Annotated in this window: 15 protein-coding genes; 4 read left to right on the top strand and 11 right to left on the bottom strand. The window is 61.8% G+C overall.

What is annotated here, in order from left to right:
* Nucleotides 1–24: 24 nt before the first annotated feature.
* The 11 genes from purH to cutA form a co-directional block, all read right to left on the bottom strand.
* Entirely contained in the window at nucleotides 25–1635 is a 1611-nt protein-coding gene (purH, locus tag IE071_RS15195) for a bifunctional phosphoribosylaminoimidazolecarboxamide formyltransferase/IMP cyclohydrolase (protein WP_189442443.1), read from the bottom strand.
* An 81-nt stretch (nucleotides 1636–1716) separates the two neighbouring features.
* The gene (locus IE071_RS15200) at nucleotides 1717–1956 is read right to left on the bottom strand and encodes a helix-turn-helix domain-containing protein (RefSeq protein WP_189442444.1); all 240 of its coding nucleotides are present in this window, start codon (nucleotides 1954–1956) and stop codon (nucleotides 1717–1719) included.
* Nucleotides 1957–2218: 262 nt separating this feature from the next.
* Entirely contained in the window at nucleotides 2219–3073 is an 855-nt protein-coding gene (locus tag IE071_RS15205; RefSeq protein ID WP_189442445.1) for a zinc-ribbon and DUF3426 domain-containing protein, read from the bottom strand.
* A gap of 69 nt (nucleotides 3074–3142) precedes the next feature.
* Nucleotides 3143–4042 (bottom strand): 50S ribosomal protein L11 methyltransferase, encoded by a 900-nt coding sequence (prmA, locus tag IE071_RS15210; protein ID WP_189442446.1) that lies wholly within the window; start codon nucleotides 4040–4042, stop codon nucleotides 3143–3145.
* A 91-nt stretch (nucleotides 4043–4133) separates the two neighbouring features.
* Nucleotides 4134–5501 (bottom strand): acetyl-CoA carboxylase biotin carboxylase subunit, encoded by a 1368-nt coding sequence (accC, locus tag IE071_RS15215; protein ID WP_189442447.1) that lies wholly within the window; start codon nucleotides 5499–5501, stop codon nucleotides 4134–4136.
* Between the two features lie 10 nt (nucleotides 5502–5511).
* On the bottom strand, nucleotides 5512–5973 hold the full coding sequence (gene accB / locus IE071_RS15220; RefSeq protein WP_189442448.1) for an acetyl-CoA carboxylase biotin carboxyl carrier protein: 462 nt from the start codon (nucleotides 5971–5973) through the stop codon (nucleotides 5512–5514).
* 75 nt (nucleotides 5974–6048) lie between these two features.
* The gene (gene aroQ, locus IE071_RS15225; protein ID WP_189442507.1) at nucleotides 6049–6507 is read right to left on the bottom strand and encodes a type II 3-dehydroquinate dehydratase; all 459 of its coding nucleotides are present in this window, start codon (nucleotides 6505–6507) and stop codon (nucleotides 6049–6051) included.
* A 143-nt stretch (nucleotides 6508–6650) separates the two neighbouring features.
* On the bottom strand, nucleotides 6651–7193 hold the full coding sequence (locus IE071_RS15230) for a TlpA family protein disulfide reductase (protein ID WP_189442449.1): 543 nt from the start codon (nucleotides 7191–7193) through the stop codon (nucleotides 6651–6653).
* Nucleotides 7193–9394 (bottom strand): protein-disulfide reductase DsbD family protein, encoded by a 2202-nt coding sequence (locus IE071_RS15235; protein ID WP_189442450.1) that lies wholly within the window; start codon nucleotides 9392–9394, stop codon nucleotides 7193–7195. Before IE071_RS15235 ends, IE071_RS15230 begins: the two co-directional genes overlap by 1 nt.
* A 98-nt stretch (nucleotides 9395–9492) precedes the next feature.
* Nucleotides 9493–10404 carry a DMT family transporter gene (locus tag IE071_RS15240; protein ID WP_189442451.1) on the bottom strand — a complete coding sequence of 304 codons (912 nt, stop codon included), beginning with the start codon at nucleotides 10402–10404 and terminating at the stop codon, nucleotides 9493–9495.
* Nucleotides 10405–10526: 122 nt separating this feature from the next.
* On the bottom strand, nucleotides 10527–10865 hold the full coding sequence (gene cutA / locus IE071_RS15245; RefSeq protein WP_189442452.1) for a divalent-cation tolerance protein CutA: 339 nt from the start codon (nucleotides 10863–10865) through the stop codon (nucleotides 10527–10529).
* 246 nt (nucleotides 10866–11111) lie between these two features.
* Here cutA and IE071_RS15250 point away from each other — a divergent pair, with 246 nt between their 5' ends.
* The 4 genes from IE071_RS15250 (at nucleotide 11112) to IE071_RS15265 (ending at nucleotide 17297) form a co-directional block, all read left to right on the top strand.
* Nucleotides 11112–11405: a co-chaperone GroES gene (locus tag IE071_RS15250; RefSeq protein ID WP_007081521.1), complete on the top strand. Its 294-nt coding sequence runs from the start codon at nucleotides 11112–11114 to the stop codon at nucleotides 11403–11405.
* A gap of 127 nt (nucleotides 11406–11532) precedes the next feature.
* Nucleotides 11533–13185: a chaperonin GroEL gene (gene groL / locus IE071_RS15255; protein WP_189442453.1), complete on the top strand. Its 1653-nt coding sequence runs from the start codon at nucleotides 11533–11535 to the stop codon at nucleotides 13183–13185.
* Between the two features lie 1084 nt (nucleotides 13186–14269).
* A complete protein-coding gene (locus IE071_RS15260; protein ID WP_189442454.1) occupies nucleotides 14270–15634 on the top strand; it encodes a DNA cytosine methyltransferase in 1365 nt (454 codons plus the stop codon).
* Complete coding sequence (locus IE071_RS15265; protein WP_189442455.1) at nucleotides 15570–17297, top strand: ATP-binding protein; 1728 nt, start codon at nucleotides 15570–15572, stop codon at nucleotides 17295–17297. Before IE071_RS15260 ends, IE071_RS15265 begins: the two co-directional genes overlap by 65 nt.
* Nucleotides 17298–17414 lie beyond the last annotated feature (117 nt).

Consider the following 17414-nt stretch of genomic DNA (forward strand, 5'->3'; position numbering starts at 1 on the left):
GAAGTGAAATAGATATGCCCGGCATTAATGCCGGAAGTGACGCATCCCAGTGAATACCATCGCCATGTCGTGCTCGTCGGCAGCGGCGATCACTTCGCTGTCGCGCATCGAGCCGCCGGGCTGGATCACCGCGCTGATGCCGGCCGCGGCGGCCGCATCAATACCGTCGCGGAACGGGAAGAACGCATCCGAGGCCATCACCGAGCCGCGCACCTCGAGCTTCTCGTCGGCGGCCTTGATGCCGGCGATCTTCGCGCTGTAGACGCGGCTCATCTGGCCGGCGCCGATGCCGATGGTCTGGCGGTCGCGGGCGTAGACGATGGCATTGCTCTTGACGAACTTGGCCACCTTCCAGGCGAAGATCAGATCGTGGATCTGCGCTTCGGTCGGCGCACGGCGGGTGACAATCTTCAGATCCTCCGCGCCGACCATGCCGAGGTCGGCGCTCTGGATCAACAGGCCCGAACCCACGCGCTTGGAGTTGTTGCCGGGATGGGCGTGCAGCAGGCTGCCATCGTCCGGCAGCGGGATCACCAGCACACGCACATTACCCTTCTTGGCGAACGCCTTCAGCGCCTCATTCGCGTAGCCCGGTGCCAGCACTACCTCGACAAACTGGCGCTCGACGATCGCGCGTGCGGTGGCGCCGTCCACTTCGCGGTTGAACGCGATGATGCCGCCGAACGCCGAGGTCGGATCGGTCTGGTAGGCCAGGTCGTACGCCTTGCCGATGCCGTCCAGACTCACCGCGACTCCGCACGGGTTGGCGTGCTTGACGATCACGCAGGCCGGCTTGGTAAAGCTGCGCACGCATTCCCACGCGGCGTCGGCGTCGGCGATGTTGTTGAACGACAGCTCCTTGCCCTGCAGCTGGCGGAAGGTGGCGAGCGTGCCGGGCGCCGGATACAGGTCGCGATAGAACGCGGCTTGCTGGTGCGGGTTCTCGCCGTAGCGCAGGTCCATCAGCTTGACGAAGCGACCGTTGACCTGGCCCGGGAAGGCGGCATGAGCGGTGATGGCGTCCTGCGTCTCGTTGAGTTCGAGGCCGGACAGGTAGTCGCTGATCGCGCCGTCGTAGCTGGCGACGTTGTTGAATGCGGCGACGGCGAGCTTGAAGCGGGTGGTGCGGCTAAGGCCGCCATGCTGTTCGATTTCGGCCAGCGCGCTTTCGTACTGCTCGGGCGAGGTCAGCACACCGACGTCATTCCAGTTTTTCGCCGCCGAACGCAGCATCGCCGGGCCGCCGATGTCGATGTTTTCGATCGCGTCCTCCAGCGTGCAGGCAGGCTTCGCCACAGTCTGCTCGAATGGGTACAGATTCAGTACCAGCAAATCGATTGGCGCGATGCCCAGCTCGGCCATCACCGCGTCGTCGGTGCCGCGCCGACCGAGCAGGCCGCCGTGCACTTTCGGGTGCAGCGTCTTGACGCGGCCGTCCATGATCTCGGGAAAGCCGGTGACGTCGGCGACGTCGGTGACCGCGATGCCAGCTTCGCGCAGCGCCTTCGCGCTGCCGCCGGTGGAAAGCAGTTCGATACCCTTGTCGGCGAGACGGCGGCCCAGATCGATCAGGCCGGTCTTGTCGGAAACGCTGAGCAGGGCGCGACGGACCGGGACGAGCTGGGGCGTGGACATGAGCGGGTTTCCAGGAGGGGAAAGCCGCTCATTATAGCCGTCTGATTGATGGGCGGCCTTGGTGGGCGGCCCTGATAAGAATTACAGCAGGCCGTGAGCGGCCAGTTTCTTGCGCAAGGTGGCGCGGTTGATGCCCAGTGCACTCGCCGCACGGCTCTGGTTGCCGTCATGGAAGGCCAGCACTTCGCGCAGCAGGGGCAACTCGACTTCGCGCAGCACCAGCGCGTGCAGACCTTCGGCACACTCGGTATCGCCGATGTCGGCGAGGTAGCGACGTACCGTACGGCTGACGCACTCGCTCAGCGCACTGGAAGATCCCACGCTGTGCGGTCCGCCATGCTGAGGGCCGGCGCTATGTGAGCCTGCACTCTGCGACGAGGTCGGTATGGCGGCCTCGACAACAGGCAGTCTTGCGGCATTCACGGACATCTTCCCTCACGTACGAAGCGGCCGCTGTGCGGGCCACTGCCTATGGTTATGACTGACGTTGCAAGTCGCGGCGTGTATCGAATGCTGGTCGGCACTCTGCGCGAGGGACCGAGTCTACCCGTGCCAGCCGATAATTTTAAGTACCAGGGCCGCTCTATTCGAAGTTGAATTCAAACGCCACCGCCTTGTCGCCGGGGTCTTCGAGCTCCAGCAGCAGCACGGCGCTGGCGCCTGGCGCCAGGCCGTGCTGCAGAATCGCGCTGTCGTCGAGGTACTCGCGTGGCTGCAGTCGGCGCATCGCGATGCGCTGACCCTGTGCGTCCGACAAGGTGATCGTCACGATCGGATACGGTTGCGCAAAGACCGCGTCGTTACGCACGCTGGCGCTGATCATCAGTGCACCGGCAACACTGGGATGCGCCTGCACGTTGCTGGCGAGCAGTTGCAACTGCTGTGGTGCGGCGACCAGCGGCACCTCGCAGCCGAGCACGGCACAGCTGCTGCGCAGCCAGCCACCCACGGTGGGATTGCGGATCAGCGGGTCGCGCTCGGCCCAAGCCAGCTGGATGGCGAGCAGCAGCATCAGCAGCACGCACGCGACAAGCCACGGCCAGCGTCGCTCGCCGGACGAGCGCAGGCGGCGGCGAGGCTCACGCTGGCGTGATCGCCTGGGCTGTTTCGCCCGTGGCTCGCGGGCAAAGCGCGGTGCGAACACCAGCTGCGAGAAATCTTCGGTGGCCGGTGTCGCTGCCACGACGGCCTCGTCCTGGACGACAGCCGCGGGAGCGGGTCGCGGTCGATAGACCACCAGATCGAGGCGCGGCGGTTCGAGCGCCGGCTCGTTCACCGCCATTTCGATGAACGGTTCAGGTGGCAGCTGTTCGGTGAGCGTGGCGACGCTGTCGAAGCTGGCCTCGCAATGTCCGCACACGACGTGGCCGTGCGCCTTCGCGAGCGTCTGCGCATCCAGCGAAAACACGGACAGGCATTCGGGGCATTGTGTATACATGCAGGCCGTTTTGAATCGGTGTCCGGCAAGCTTAGCAGGGTGATCGCGCCGACAAGCCGGCGGGCAGTCTCAGCCGCGGCGGCGACCGCTGATGCGGACCCAGTCTTCGCGCGTATCCACACGCAGGTCGTCGAACCATTCGGCGTAACGCTGCAGCAGTTCGTCCTGCTGGCCAATCAGGATGCCGGAGATCGCGAACGGTGCGCCGGGCTTTGCGGCGGCGGCGAACGTCGGCGCGAGTTCGCCGAGTGGGCCGGCGAGGATATTGGCGATGAATACGTCGGCTTGCTCGACAACAACGTCTTCGGGCAGGTACACGGCAAGGCGATCCGCCACGCCGTTGCGTTCGGCGTTGTCGATGGAAGCGGTGAGTGCCTGCGGATCGTTGTCGACGCCGACCGCGCTGGCTGCGCCAAGCTTCAATGCGGCGATCGCCAGGATGCCGGAGCCGCAACCGAAGTCGGTCAGTGTCTTGCCGGCCAAATCCAGGCCGTCCAGCCATTCCAGGCACAGCGCGGTGGTCGGGTGGGTGCCGCTGCCGAATGCGAGGCCGGGATCGAGCCGGACCACCACGAGGTTCTCATCGGTGGGTGGTTCGATGTTCCACGGATAGATCCACAATCGGCGCCCGAATGGCATTGGCTTGAACTGATCCATCCATGCGCGCTCCCAGTCCTGGTCGGCGATGTCGCGGAACGTCAGCTGATCCGGTTCCAGCCACGGCAGCAGTTCGCCGAGTGCTTCGGTGAGGCCACGACGGTCGGTGCCGGCATCGAACAGCGCGTTCAGCGTGATCGTCGGCCACAGCGGCAACTCGCCCACGCCGGGTTCGAAGATCGCCTGCTCATCCGGCGTCTCCGCATTGGCGTCCTGCAGCGTGATCGACAAGGCGCCGAGATCGTCCAGCGCTTCTTCGGTGCCGGGCTGCTGCTCGGTGCGGACAATCAGGGAGAGTTCGAGCCAGGGCATGCGATGTCCGTGGGTGAGGCGTGGCGATAGGCGACATCCGCTGCGCGGCGAATGATGGCTCGCGCAGCGGACGGTTCTTGCGGCGCGGCGGTCAGTGACCGGCGGCGGGGTGTTCCTTCTGCTCTGCCATCCGCTTTTCCAGATAGTGGATGTTCTGCCCACCGTGCTGGAAGCCGACGTCGGCCATGATGCGCTGCTGCAGCGGGATGTTGCACTTCACGCCTTCGATCACCGTCTCGGCCAGCGCCAGACGCATGCGTGCAATCGCGGTCTCGCGATCGGGGCCGTGCACGATCAGCTTGCCGATCATCGAATCGTAGTTCGGCGGAATCTTGTAGCCGTCGTACAGATGCGTGTCCACGCGCACGCCGGGACCGCCGGGTGCCTCGAAGCGCTTCACCGTGCCGGGACTCGGCATGAAGGTGTCCGGATCCTCGGCGTTGATGCGGCACTCGATCGCGTGGCCACGGATGACGATGTCTTCCTGCCTGATCGACAACTTTTCGCCGCCGGCGATCAGCAGCTGTTCGCGCACCAGGTCGACGCCGGTGATCAGCTCGGTCACCGGGTGCTCGACCTGGATGCGGGTGTTCATCTCGATGAAGTAGAAGCGACCGTTCTCGTACAGGAACTCGAACGTGCCGGCGCCGCGGTAGTTGATGCGGATGCAGGCGTCGACGCAGACCTTGCCGATCGCGGCGCGCTGTTCGTCGGTGATGCCCGGCGCCGGCGCTTCCTCGACCACCTTCTGATGGCGGCGCTGCATCGAGCAGTCGCGTTCGCCGAGATGGATCGCGTTGCCTTGGCCGTCGGCGAGTACCTGGATCTCCACGTGGCGCGGATTCTCCAGGAACTTCTCCATGTAGACCTGCTCGTTGCCGAACGCAGCCTTCGCCTCGGCCTTGGTCATCGTGATGGCATTGCCCAGGTGCGCCTCGGTACGCACTACGCGCATGCCGCGACCGCCGCCACCGCCGGCGGCCTTGATGATCACCGGGTAGCCGATTTCGCGGGCGATCTTGATATTGGTATCGACGTCCTCGCCAAGCGGACCGCCGGAGCCGGGCACGCACGGTACGCCAGCGGCCTTCATCGCGCGGATCGCCTCGACCTTGTCACCCATCAGGCGGATCACGTCAGCGGTCGGGCCGATGAAGATGAAGCCGGACTGCTCCACCTGCTCGGCGAAGTCGGCGCGCTCGGACAGGAAGCCGTAGCCCGGATGGATCGCCTGGGCGTCGGTGATCTCCGCCGCCGCGATGATGCGCGGGATGTTGAGGTAGCTGTCGACCGACGGCCCGGGACCGATGCAGATCGACTCGTCGGCGAGGCCGACATGCTTCAGATTGCGGTCCACGGTGGAGTGCACCGCCACAGTCTTGATGCCCAGACTGTGGCAGGCGCGCAATACACGCAGCGCGATTTCGCCGCGGTTGGCGATGACGACCTTCTCGAGCATCCGGGCGGCCTCAGGCAATCACGAACATGGGTTCGTCGAATTCCACCGGCTGGCCGTTCTCGACCAGAATCGCCTGCACGGTGCCGGCCACGTCGGCCTCGATCTGGTTGAACATCTTCATCGCCTCGATGATGCCCAGCGTCTCGCCGGCCTTGACCTGCTGACCGACCTTGGCGAAGGCTGGCGTGCCCGGTGTGGCCGACGCGTAGAACGTGCCGACCATCGGCGCCTTCACTACGTGGCCGGCCGGCAGCGCGTTCGCGACCGGAGTCTCGACGACGGCAGCAACGGGTGCGGCGACCGCGATCGGTGCGGGTGCGGCCGCCACAGCCACGGGCGCGGCGGCGACCGGCGCAGCGCTCTTCGGTACCCGCGACAGGCGGACGACTTCCTCGCCCTCCTTGATCTCCAGTTCGGCGAGGTTGGATTCCTCGAGCAGGTCAATCAGTTTCTTGATTTTGCGCAAATCCATCGGATCAGCCTTTGTCAGTCATGCCACCGGGGTGGCTGGAATTGAATGGGTTGGCCATGTGGCCGTATTTTGTTGTCACGCAGCGCCGGGCGCTGGCGCCTGCAAACGCTGGATCGCCGCATCCAGCGCCAACCGGTAGCTGTCGCCGCCGAAGCCGCAGATCACACCGACCGCGATGTCCGACAGATACGAGTGATGGCGGAAGGCTTCCCGCGCAAACACATTGGACAGGTGCACTTCGATGAACGGGATCGCCACCGAGGCCAGTGCATCGCGCAGGGCAATGCTGGTGTGGGTGAAGGCGCCGGCGTTGATCAGGATCATCGCGGTCCGGTCGTCGCGGCCCTGATGGATGCGGCCGATCAGCTCATGCTCGGCGTTGGACTGGCACCAGGCCAGTTCGTGCCCAGCTGCCTGCGCACGTTCGGCCAGCCGCTGATTGATATCAGTCAGCGTTTCGTGGCCGTAGATGTCCGGCTCGCGTACACCCAGCAGGTTGAGGTTGGGTCCGTGCAGGACCAGGATCTTCGCCACGGCATCGTCCAGCTTGCGTCCGGAGGCTCCGGCACCCGGCGCAGTGTGCGCGTAGTCGTGGATGTTGTCCAGTTCACTGCAGATCGACGATGTTTGCCGGAGAAGTGCAGGATTTCCATGCGTAGGCGTATGTCGACCCTTGATCAGGGCGTGGCGTGCATCGGTTCGAACCACTGTTCCAGTTGCTGAGTGGACAAGGTTCCAGCATGTGTCGCCAAAATGCTCCCATCCGCGTCGATAAGTACGCTGTATGGCAATATTTCACGGGAATTGCCAAGCTGCAGCGAGGTGCTTGGCGGAGTCAGTTGGCCCAGTAAAATCGGGTAATTCACCGGATGTGCGGCCAGAAAGGCGCGCGCATGGGCGGGCTCATCCATCGCAATACCAATCACGATCGGTGCATGTTCGCCGAACTTTTCCTGTACTTGATTCAGTGCCGGCATTTCTTCCAGGCACGGCCCACACCAGCTGGCCCAGAAATTCAGCAGCACCCGCTGGCCGCGGTAATCGCTCAACCGGTGCAACTTGCCGTCGAGGTCGGGCAAGATGAGTGCGGGCAACGACTGGCCGATCAGTGCCGAATCCATCGTTGTTGCTGGCTGCTTGCCGCGATGTTCGGCGTAACCACCCACGGCGGCGGCCAATACAGCCAGTCCCAGGATCAGCCAGTTGCTGCGACTCAACATCAGCGTGCCGCCTCGGTCAGCGCCTGCTCGACCAGCGAGGATGTCAGTACCGTCGACAGCTGCTTGCCTGGGCCACCGTTTTTCGGGAACACGACATACAGCGGCACACCGGGGGAATGGTATTGCTGCAGGAACGCACTGATGGTGGGATTCACGTCGGTCCAGTCGCCTTTCATGTAGACCGCGCCGGTGCGCTGGAGCAGATCGCGGAACGCCTGGGTGTTCAGCACGGTGTGCTCGTTCGCCTTGCAGGTGACGCACCAGTCGGCCGTCATGTCGACGAATACCGGCGTGCCGGCGGCGCGCAATTCGGCCAGTTTTTCCGGGCTGTAAGCGATAACGCCGTCCTCGCTCGCGGCGACGCTGGACGGCGCCGGCACGTGGGCGAGCAGATACATCGGCACCAGCGTGGCGATCGCCAGGATGGCGACCAGCGTCTTGCTGATCACGCCGCGCGAGCGGCTGCGTTCGAACCACCACAGCGTCATCGCCAGCAGCACCATCGCCACCAGCACCAGGCCGACCGCATCGGCGCCGCGCTGGTTCGCCAGCACCCAGACCAGCCATGCCGCGGTGAGGTACATCGGGAACGCCAGCACTTGCTTCAGCGTTTCCATCCAGCGACCGGGCCGCGGCAGCAGACGCGCCAGTGCGGGTACGAAACCGATCAACAGGAACGGCAGCGCCAAGCCAATGCCCAATGCCAGGAACACCAGCAGCGCGGACAGCATCGGCGCGGCAAACGCATACGCCAAAGCGCTGCCCATGAATGGCGCGGTACACGGGCTGGCCACCACCACCGCCAGTACGCCGGTGAAGAAATCGCCGGCCGGCCCGGAGCGGTTGGCCAGGCTGGCACCGGTATTGCCCAGCGCGGCGCCGAACTGCACCACACCGGACATTGACAGTCCGACCGCCAGCATCACCAGCGCCAGTGCGCCGACCACGAGCGGTTGTTGCAGTTGCGTGCCCCAGCCCAGCGCGTGGCCGGCCGAACGCAAGGCGAGAATGCCCAGGCCCAGCGCGGCAAAGCTGACCAGCACACCGGCGGTATAGAACAGGGCGTGTCGACGTGCAGTGGCTTGGTTCTCGCCGCTTTCGAGCACGCTGACGGCCTTGATCGACAGCACCGGCAGCACGCATGGCATCAGGTTCAACACCAGGCCGCCGCCAAGCGCGAGCAGCAATGCGGCGATCAGGCTGACCTGCAGCGGACCTTCGCCGGCGCTGGCCGGCGGCAATTCCGGTGCTGTCTCGATGGTCTGGCCGGCAGCGGCGACACCGCTGCCGAGATCGACGCTTGCCGCGCGGGTCATCAGCGGATAGCACAGGCCGCCGTCCTGGCAGCCCTGGAAGCTGGCCTCAAGCGTCAGTTGCTTGCGCCCGGCGAGGTCGCCATTGACCGTCACCGGCAATTCGACCTGATCGAAGTACACAGTGACGTCGCCGTAGTGCTCGTCATGATGTGCGGTGCCGGCCGGCCATGCCGGCGTCAGGCTGAGACCGTTGGCATCCTTGAGCTTCAGCGAGGTCTGATCGCGATACAGGTAGTAACCCTTCGGCATCGTCCAGCGCAGCAGCAGCTGATGCGGGTTCTGCGCCAGCGCTTCGAAGCGGAACGCCTGTTCGGCCGGCAGCGGCGCACTGTCCATGCCAGCGGTCGCGCTGTTGGTACGGCTGCCCAGTTGCCCGAGCGCGGCGCCAAGCGGATTGTTGCTGGCCGGTGGGGTCGTGTTGCCAAGGTTAGTCGGCAACGGCAGATCCAGTTGCTCGGTATGCGGCGGGTAGCAGATCTTCGGATCGACCTCGTGGCAGCCCTGATACTGCACGCTCAACTTCAGTCGCGTAGTGCCGGCAGCAACGGTGTATGGCAGCGTGGCATCGACGCCGTGGTGGTACGTCTCGACATCGCCCAGGTATTCGTCGTGATGCTTCTCGCCGTCGGGCAGTTGTGCCTCGCCCAGCGTCACTCCGTTGGCGCCCTTGAACTTCATGCGGCCGCGGTAGAGGTAATAGTCCGGCGCGATCGTCCAGTGCAGCTTCAATACGCCGGGCGAAGAAGCGTCAGCATTGAGCTTGTACGCCTCGGTGACCGGCAGCAGATCGGCGGTGTCCTGCGCAAGAACGGTCTGCGCGCCCGCCAGCAGGGCGAACAGAAGCGACAACAGCGCGGCCCGGCGGCCGTGGAAAATCGAGCGCATTGCAACTCCGCGTTCTGGATCGTGTTTCGACGTGAAAGCGGATTATGGCCCAGCTTTCGATCGGCGCCCGGATATGCGGCATTAGAGCCTGTTTACGATCAGGCCTTTTCGACCTGATCAAGGGAAACGGCGGCATTCGCCCCGAAACGCAGCATGCCGGTGGTCAGCGCCACGCCGAGCAGGATCACCACGCAGCCGCCGGCCATGGCGACGGTGACCGTCTCGCCTAGGAACAGCGCGCCCCATAGCACGCCGAATACCGGAATCAGGTACAGCACAGCCATCGAGCGGGTCGAGCCGATGCGCGCCATCAAGCGGTAGAACAGCACGTAAGCGAGCGAGGTGCACGCCGCGGCGAGGCCGAACATGGCGAACCAGGCTTGCGCCGTGGGCGCTTTCGCCGGCCATAGCCAGACGGTGAAGGGCAGCAGCAGGAGCGCGGCTGCGAACTGGCTGCCGATCGCCACGGTCATCGGTGTCACCACCTGCAGGCGGCGATGGCTGTAATGGGCGCCGAAGGTGTAGCAGAGATTGGCGCCGACACAGGCGGCCATCGCCCAGCCGACCGAGCTGTCGCCATGACCGAAACCAAGGCTGCCGCCGATCAGCCACACCACGCCGGCCAGACCGATCAGCAAGCCGCTGGCACGGGGAAGGTCGAGCCTTTCGCCTAGCCACAGCCAGCCGGAGGCTGCCACCAGCAACGGCGCGATCGCGTCGAAGATGGCTGAGAGACCGGCCGGCAGGCTTTGCGCCGCGTAGGAGAACAGGATGAACGGCAACGCCGAGTTGGCGATGCCGACGATGAGCACCGACCGCCAGTGCGTGCGCAGCTCGGCCAGGCGCTCACGCGAATTCAGCAAGGGGATGGAGCAGATGGCCGCGCCAATGGCGCGCATGCCGGCTAGCGCCATGCCGCCGAACTGGTTGGCACCCATGCGCATGAACAGGAACGAGGCGCCCCACAAGGCGCCAAGCAGCAACAGGGCGGCGGCGTCGGACTTTTTCATGGCATCGGTTTGAAGGTGGCGGAGAACACAGGCTAATTCCGTGCACTGACAGGATCTGTCAGCAGTCTTGCCCGACGCTTTCCGTGTGAGTGGGTCGTCAGGCGTGCCGGACGGCCGCTGCGTCAGCCGCCGACGGTTTGCCGTACCCAGTCCAGATAAGCGGTGTGACCGAACGCCACCGGTACGGCGATCAGCTCCGGCAGCTCGTAGGGGTGCAGTGCCAGCAAGCGTGTTTTCAGCGCGTCGAAGCACCCGGCGGTGGTCTTGATCAGCAGCAATTCCTCGTCGTCGGTGGTCACGGCGCCTTGCCAACGATAGGTGGAACGGATGCCGGCCAGCCGGTTGACGCAGGCGGCCAGCCGTTCGTTGACCAGCGTCTCGGCGATCGTCTGCGCGCAGGTGCTGTCGGGGCAGCTGCAATAGCAGAGCAGGACGGTGTCAGGACTTGTCTGTGGCGCCATCGGCCAAGCCTAAAGGGAAACGGGCCAGTCGCGCGCGGCACAGCTGCCAAAGCCGAGGTGATTTTGCTGATCGCCCTTGAAACCCGTCCCCGTCCACCCAATTAGCTGTCCATCCCTGGTTCAAATGTTCTTGCAGCGGCGTTGCATACCCGTAAAATTGGCACTCATTTACTCAGAGTGCTAACAAGACTGCCGATCCGGGTCTTCAAAGCCTTGTCCCACCTCAATAGTCAGCTGGAGTTGTCCATGAGCACACTGCGTCCGTTGCACGACCGCGTCATCGTCAAGCGTCTCGAAGAAGAGCGCGTCTCCGCCGGTGGCATCGTCATCCCCGACAGCGCCACCGAAAAGCCCACCCGCGGCAAGGTCGTCGCCGCCGGCACCGGCCTGATCATGGCTGACGGCAAGGTGCGCCCGATGTCGCTGAAGGCTGGCGACACCGTGCTGTTCGGCAAGTACGCCGGCCAGGAAATCAAGATCGACGGTGAAGATCTGGTGTTCCTGAAGGAAGACGACATCGTGGCTGTGATCGAAGGCTGATCAGCCTGATCGGGATTCGTGAGCGCGTATATCCGCGCACGCTGCCTTTCCCCGGTTCCTGATCTTTCGCGCTACCGCTTGAAAAGCAAACCCCATTCCTATTCAAAATTTTTGAGGCAAAAATTTTATGGCTGCTAAAGAAGTCCGTTTCGGCGAAGACGCCCGCGCCCGCATGCTCAAGGGCGTGAACACCCTGGCCAACGCGGTCAAGGTCACCCTGGGCCCGAAGGGCCGCAACGTCGTGCTCGAGAAGAGCTTCGGCGCCCCCACGATCACCAAGGACGGCGTGTCCGTTGCGAAGGAGATCGAACTGGCCGACCGTTACGAGAACCTCGGCGCGCAGATCGTCAAGGAAGCCGCTTCCAAGACCTCCGACGTCGCCGGTGACGGCACCACCACCGCGACCGTGCTGGCGCAGGCGTTCATCCAGGAAGGCCTCAAGGCTGTTGCCGCCGGCATCAACCCGATGGACCTGAAGCGCGGCATCGACAAGGCCGTTGCGGCTGCCGTCGGCGAGCTGAAGAAGCTGTCGAACCCGACCGCGAATGACAAGGAAATTGCCCAGGTCGGTACGATCTCGGCCAACTCCGACACCAACATCGGCGACATCATCGCCACCGCGATGAAGAAAGTCGGCAAGGAAGGCGTGATCACGGTCGAGGAAGGCTCGGGTCTCGAGAACGAGCTCGACGTCGTCGAGGGCATGCAGTTCGATCGCGGTTACCTGTCGCCGTACTTCATCAACAACCAGGCTTCGCAGCAGGTTGAGCTGGACGACCCGTTCATCCTGATCCACGACAAGAAGGTCTCCAACGTTCGCGAGCTGCTGCCGGTGCTGGAAGCCGTTGCCAAGGCTGGCAAGCCGCTGCTGATCGTCGCCGAGGAAGTCGAAGGCGAGGCGCTGGCCACCCTGGTGGTCAACACCATCCGCGGCATCGTCAAGGTCGCCGCCGTGAAGGCGCCGGGCTTCGGTGACCGTCGCAAGGCGATCCTGGAAGACATCGCGGTGCTGACCAACGGTCAGGTCGTGTCCGAGGAAGTGGGCCTGTCGCTGGAGAAGACCACGCTCGCCGATCTTGGTCGTGCCAAGCGCATCGTCATCACCAAGGAAAACACCACGATCATCGACGGTGCCGGTGAAGCCGAGAAGATCCAGTCGCGCATCGGCCAGATCAAGGCGCAGATCGAGGAGACCTCCTCCGACTACGATCGCGAGAAGCTGCAGGAGCGCGTGGCCAAGCTGGCCGGCGGCGTTGCGGTCATCAAGGTCGGTGCCGGCACCGAAATCGAAATGAAGGAAAAGAAGGCCCGCGTCGAAGACGCCCTGCACGCCACGCGCGCAGCCGTCGAAGAAGGCGTGGTCCCGGGCGGCGGCGTTGCGCTGATCCGTGCACTGAAGGCCGTCGAAGGCCTGAAGGGCGACAACACCGATCAGGACCTGGGCATCGCGATCACCCGTCGCGCGCTGGAAGCGCCGCTGCGTGCGATCGTGTCCAACGCCGGCGAAGAGCCGTCGGTCATCGTCAACCGCGTCAAGGAAGGCACCGGCAACTTCGGCTACAACGCCGCGACCGGTGAGTTCGGCGACATGGTGGCGATGGGCATCCTGGATCCGACCAAGGTGACCCGCACCGCGCTGCAGCACGCTTCGTCGGTTGCCGGCCTGGCGATCACCACCGAGGCGATCGTTGCCGAGCTGCCGAAGAAAGACGACGGCCACGGCCATGGCGGCGGTGGCATGGGCGGCGGTATGGGCGGCATGGGCGGTATGGACTTCTAAGTCCAGCCTTTCCAGGCAGCACTACGGAAAACCCCGCCTCGGCGGGGTTTTCTTTTTTTGCGCGGCGCTAAGCGGTAGCTGGCGCACACAATAGTGTTTATGGCAGCTCAGCACCCAGATTTGAGGGCCTCAAGTGTCGTCCGCAGAGGCTACCCGACTTCAAATCGGACAAGTAGCAATGGCAGTTGATGCGTGGAAATGAAGAAATCTCAGCCATACGGTTCATCCCAGCGAACTAGCTCGCTCATGCTGACGTTGTGGTCGACGAAGGGCAGCAGGTACCACCGCATACCTTGCAGAGCATTGTAGGCATTTCAATGCCAACCCTTCCTTTCCCCAAACGCTAGTCTGACATCTGGGGCAGCGGTAGCAAACTTTCCGCTTGCGCTTAGCGTGATCGGTATTGATCACGGAAACCAGTCGCTGGAATCCATCGCACACCGGCAACAAAAGATGCCGGCGCGTTGCGGCACGTAGGTGTGCGCCAGTCAATGAAAGTACATTTATTTCGCTGGGCACAAATCCTTGATCGAGCCAGTCGATAGCCGATCCTTGTTCGATCCACTCAACGCAGGAGGCGACGAATGGCCCTCGCGCGACAGGAGTGACAATTACATGTTGCCCAGTCTTGCGATGTGGAGCACCGGGCACGCTCACGGTAAAACCAAGCGTCTCCATTTTTGAGGACCACTCAGAGTTGTGGTATCCCGCCCGGCTCGGTGATCCGTACGTGTGCTGCCACAAATGGCATTGTCCCTGCACAATTGCTTGAAGGATCATCAACAACGGTCGCTCCGCGAATAGCGCGGGATTCAACGCTACCTCATGCATCGTGCTGCCGGTCGTCTTTCGCCAGCGGCTCGGCAGGAAGAGCGACAAAGCGCGCATGTGCCGCTGCAGACTAACCGTATGTGGTGGCAGTTGCCCCTCGAATAAAGTGTGGTTGAAATGCTCGGCGGCCCGAAGAAAAGGTTGGGCCGTGTCGACTAAAGGGGTGCGAGCTTGCGTCATAGTGAAATTGTATCGTACGATACATTTATAGACAATTGTACTTGTCTCTGCACTTTGGCTAGGGCGGGAGCTCATGGGGAAGCAACAGGAGGCGAGCGCAAAAATGGCATGCAGGCCAAAACGCTTTGTTGATTTTTTTGCCGGCCTAGGTGGCTTTCATGTTGGTTTGTCGGCCCTCGGGCATGAATGCGTCTTTGCCAGCGAGTTAGACGAGGAACTGCAGCAGCTTTACGAAAACAACTTTGGCTTGCGGCCCACGGGCGACATTCGCCTTGTTGACGTTAACGATGTCCCGCAACATGACATTCTCTGTGCCGGCTTTCCATGCCAACCCTTCTCTCTGGCAGGCAAAAAAAAAGGTGCCGCATGTCCTGAATCTGGCAAGTTGATCGACGACGTCTTTCGTGTAATTGCGCATCACACCCCGGAATATGTGATGCTTGAGAACGTCCCTAACGTGCTCACAATTGCGGATGGAGAGTTCTGGAACCACATCACAAAGTCTTTTGGCCGACTCGGCTATGAGCTGCAACACCGCATATATTCGCCCATGCAGTTTGGTTTTCCGCAACAGCGGCTGCGACTTTTCGTAGTAGCCTCGCGAACTGGTTTAGACCATTTCGTATGGCCTGAAGGACAACCACAGCCCGTCACACCACTGTCGCGCTTTATCAGGCGCACCACGGCAGACCATCGCCCTGTTGAACCAGCAAAACTTGCAGTGTTGGAACACTGGAATCGACTCTTGGAGCGATTGGAAGTGTTCTCCCACGTAACTTTGTTGGCTCCGGAGCTTGGTGCAACCTATCCATTGGACGGTCTTCCCTATCGCGGATGGCGAGCATGTCGCGGCGCCTTTGGTGACAAACTCGACGATGCAGCATCACGCGTTGAAGCGCAAACGATGTTGCCTCACTACGTCTCTGATCGTCCCGATGGTCGCCCTCCGCAATGGTTGCTCCCATCTATTGAATATTCGCGCGCGGTTTATGCAACAAACCCCGAGTTCTACGACAACTGGAAGCGCGATATCCGGGGGGAACACAATAGTTGGCAAAAACTCGAATGGCGCAGTGATAGGTCGGTGCGGGATATTTGGCAGCACACCTTACAGTTCCGGGCATCTGGCATTCGCGTCATGCGGCCAGAGTTGGCACCTTCCTTGGTCGCCATGACGCCTACGCAGACTCCTATCATTGGTTCTCAACGGCGCTATATTGCAGTTCGCGAGGCCGCTGCGTTACAGGCTCTACACGCGCTGCCAACACTACCGAAGAATACCGCTAAAGCGTTTAAGGCATTAGGCAATGCCGTCAATGCACGGATTGTCCATGAGATTGCTCTTGCGCTAACAGCTCAAGGAGGAAGGGGAAATGTTCGAAGTCAATGTGGCGCCAGATATGGCGATGTACAGCCTTCTGCGCAATCAAGGCTATGATCCAGCCTATGCGCTAGCCGAGTTCGTTGATAACGCTGTTCATGCATACCAGGTGCACTGTAAACAGCGCCAGAAGAAAGGCGATCCGCTTCGCCTAACATTGAAGGTCTACTCCGCCGATTACCACGATGCAACATTGCGGAACAGTATAACTATTGAGGACGATGGTCCGGGCATCAGTCGGGAGCGCCTCCCCGATGCACTTAAGCCGGCCCGCGGGCATGGTGGTCGAGGTCTGAGCGAATTCGGCATAGGCATGAAAGCGGCGGCGGTCTGGTTTAGTGACGCATGGCGGCTTGCCACGATACCCGTCGGCGAGGCCAAGCGGTATGACTTCGCTTTTGATCTCGACGACTTGCTGGATAGTGGCAAGGACACCCTTAAAGTTCATGAGCATACTGCCAAACAGGGATCCCCTAGTGGCACCACGATCACTTTAAGCAATTTGCGTCAGATATTAGACACACACAAATACAAACATGTGTGCGATCTACTTCGAGAGCTCTATCAGAGATTTACTGCAGGCGATTCACCCCGACTCGTCCTGACTGCTTACCTCAACGAAACGCCTCATGCGTTGCAGTACTTGCCCCCTGCACGCAAGGTCCTTTTTGCACCTGTACATCGCCTGGTAGGAAAGGTGACCTATGCGATTGGTGAAGATCGCACGTGGACTGTCCCCATCAGCATGGATTTTCAAGGTCGCCGCATTACCGGTCATATCAGCTTACTGGAGACAGGCAGCTACAAAGATAATCCCGGACTGGTTCTTTATCGCAATGAACGGGTAATTGTCGGCACCACGAAGAAGCCATACTTACCCCAGACCCTATTTGGTACCTCAAATAAGTACGCCCGCCAGCGTGTTTTTGGTGAACTCCATATGGATGGACTGCCTGTTACCTACACTAAGGATGGTTTTCTAATCGACGAGCAGGCTTTTGTGCAGCAGTTGCGCGCTGATCCGAACGTGGCGGCTTTGATCAAGCAAGCTGAGTCGTATCGGACTGATAACGACAAAGTCACCAAGGTTGCGGATGAGGCAGCTTTTGAAGCAGTAACGAAAGGTAAATCCAGTCCAGCTTCAAAGTCTAAGGATCCTACGAAAACCGACGGGAATGTGGGAAGTGGAAAGGAGAATCCTGCTGAAGCACCTGGCAGCCAGAATTCACCGCCAGGAACAGGAGCGCCGCCAGTTCCAGGACCGGAAAGGCCGAGCAAGAAGCCGCAAGATGGCCCATTTGTCTCGACGCTCAAGCGGCTACATGACACAGCCTCATCCCACGGTCTTAAAACAATCATCAACGAAGCGCTTTATCAATATAACTGGCGACGTGATGTCGCCGCCGCTCTGTGCTTACGCATAGTTGTGGAACTTGGCGTGCTGGAGCGTCTAAGACGCGACTTTTCTGTTCACTATGCTCGGGTCGCGGATCAGGGTATTAAGAAGGTACTCAACTATCTTCATACGAACGGTAACGGCGTTTTCGATACAAAACTTGATCATCGTGTAATTAAGTGCGTGCAAAGCGCTGTAGGCGGGCAGCAAATGGCGATCATTTTGCTCAATAACATCGCACATGGCAGCTATCAGCCTACCCACAGTGAGCTAGACAAATTCGTGACGACGCTTGAGCCGTTGCTGCTATGGGCCTACACGTGACAGGCGATATCGCTGGCAATTTTGTTAGGCCCGCTTTCGATCAAAACGGCAGTACCCTACTGATTCGCTTCGCTGGGTTACCAAGGGCGCATCCGGCCATGGTTTTGTAGCCGATTT

This window comes from Rhodanobacter panaciterrae, from assembly GCF_014651895.1.
Lineage (GTDB): Bacteria > Pseudomonadota > Gammaproteobacteria > Xanthomonadales > Rhodanobacteraceae > Rhodanobacter > Rhodanobacter panaciterrae.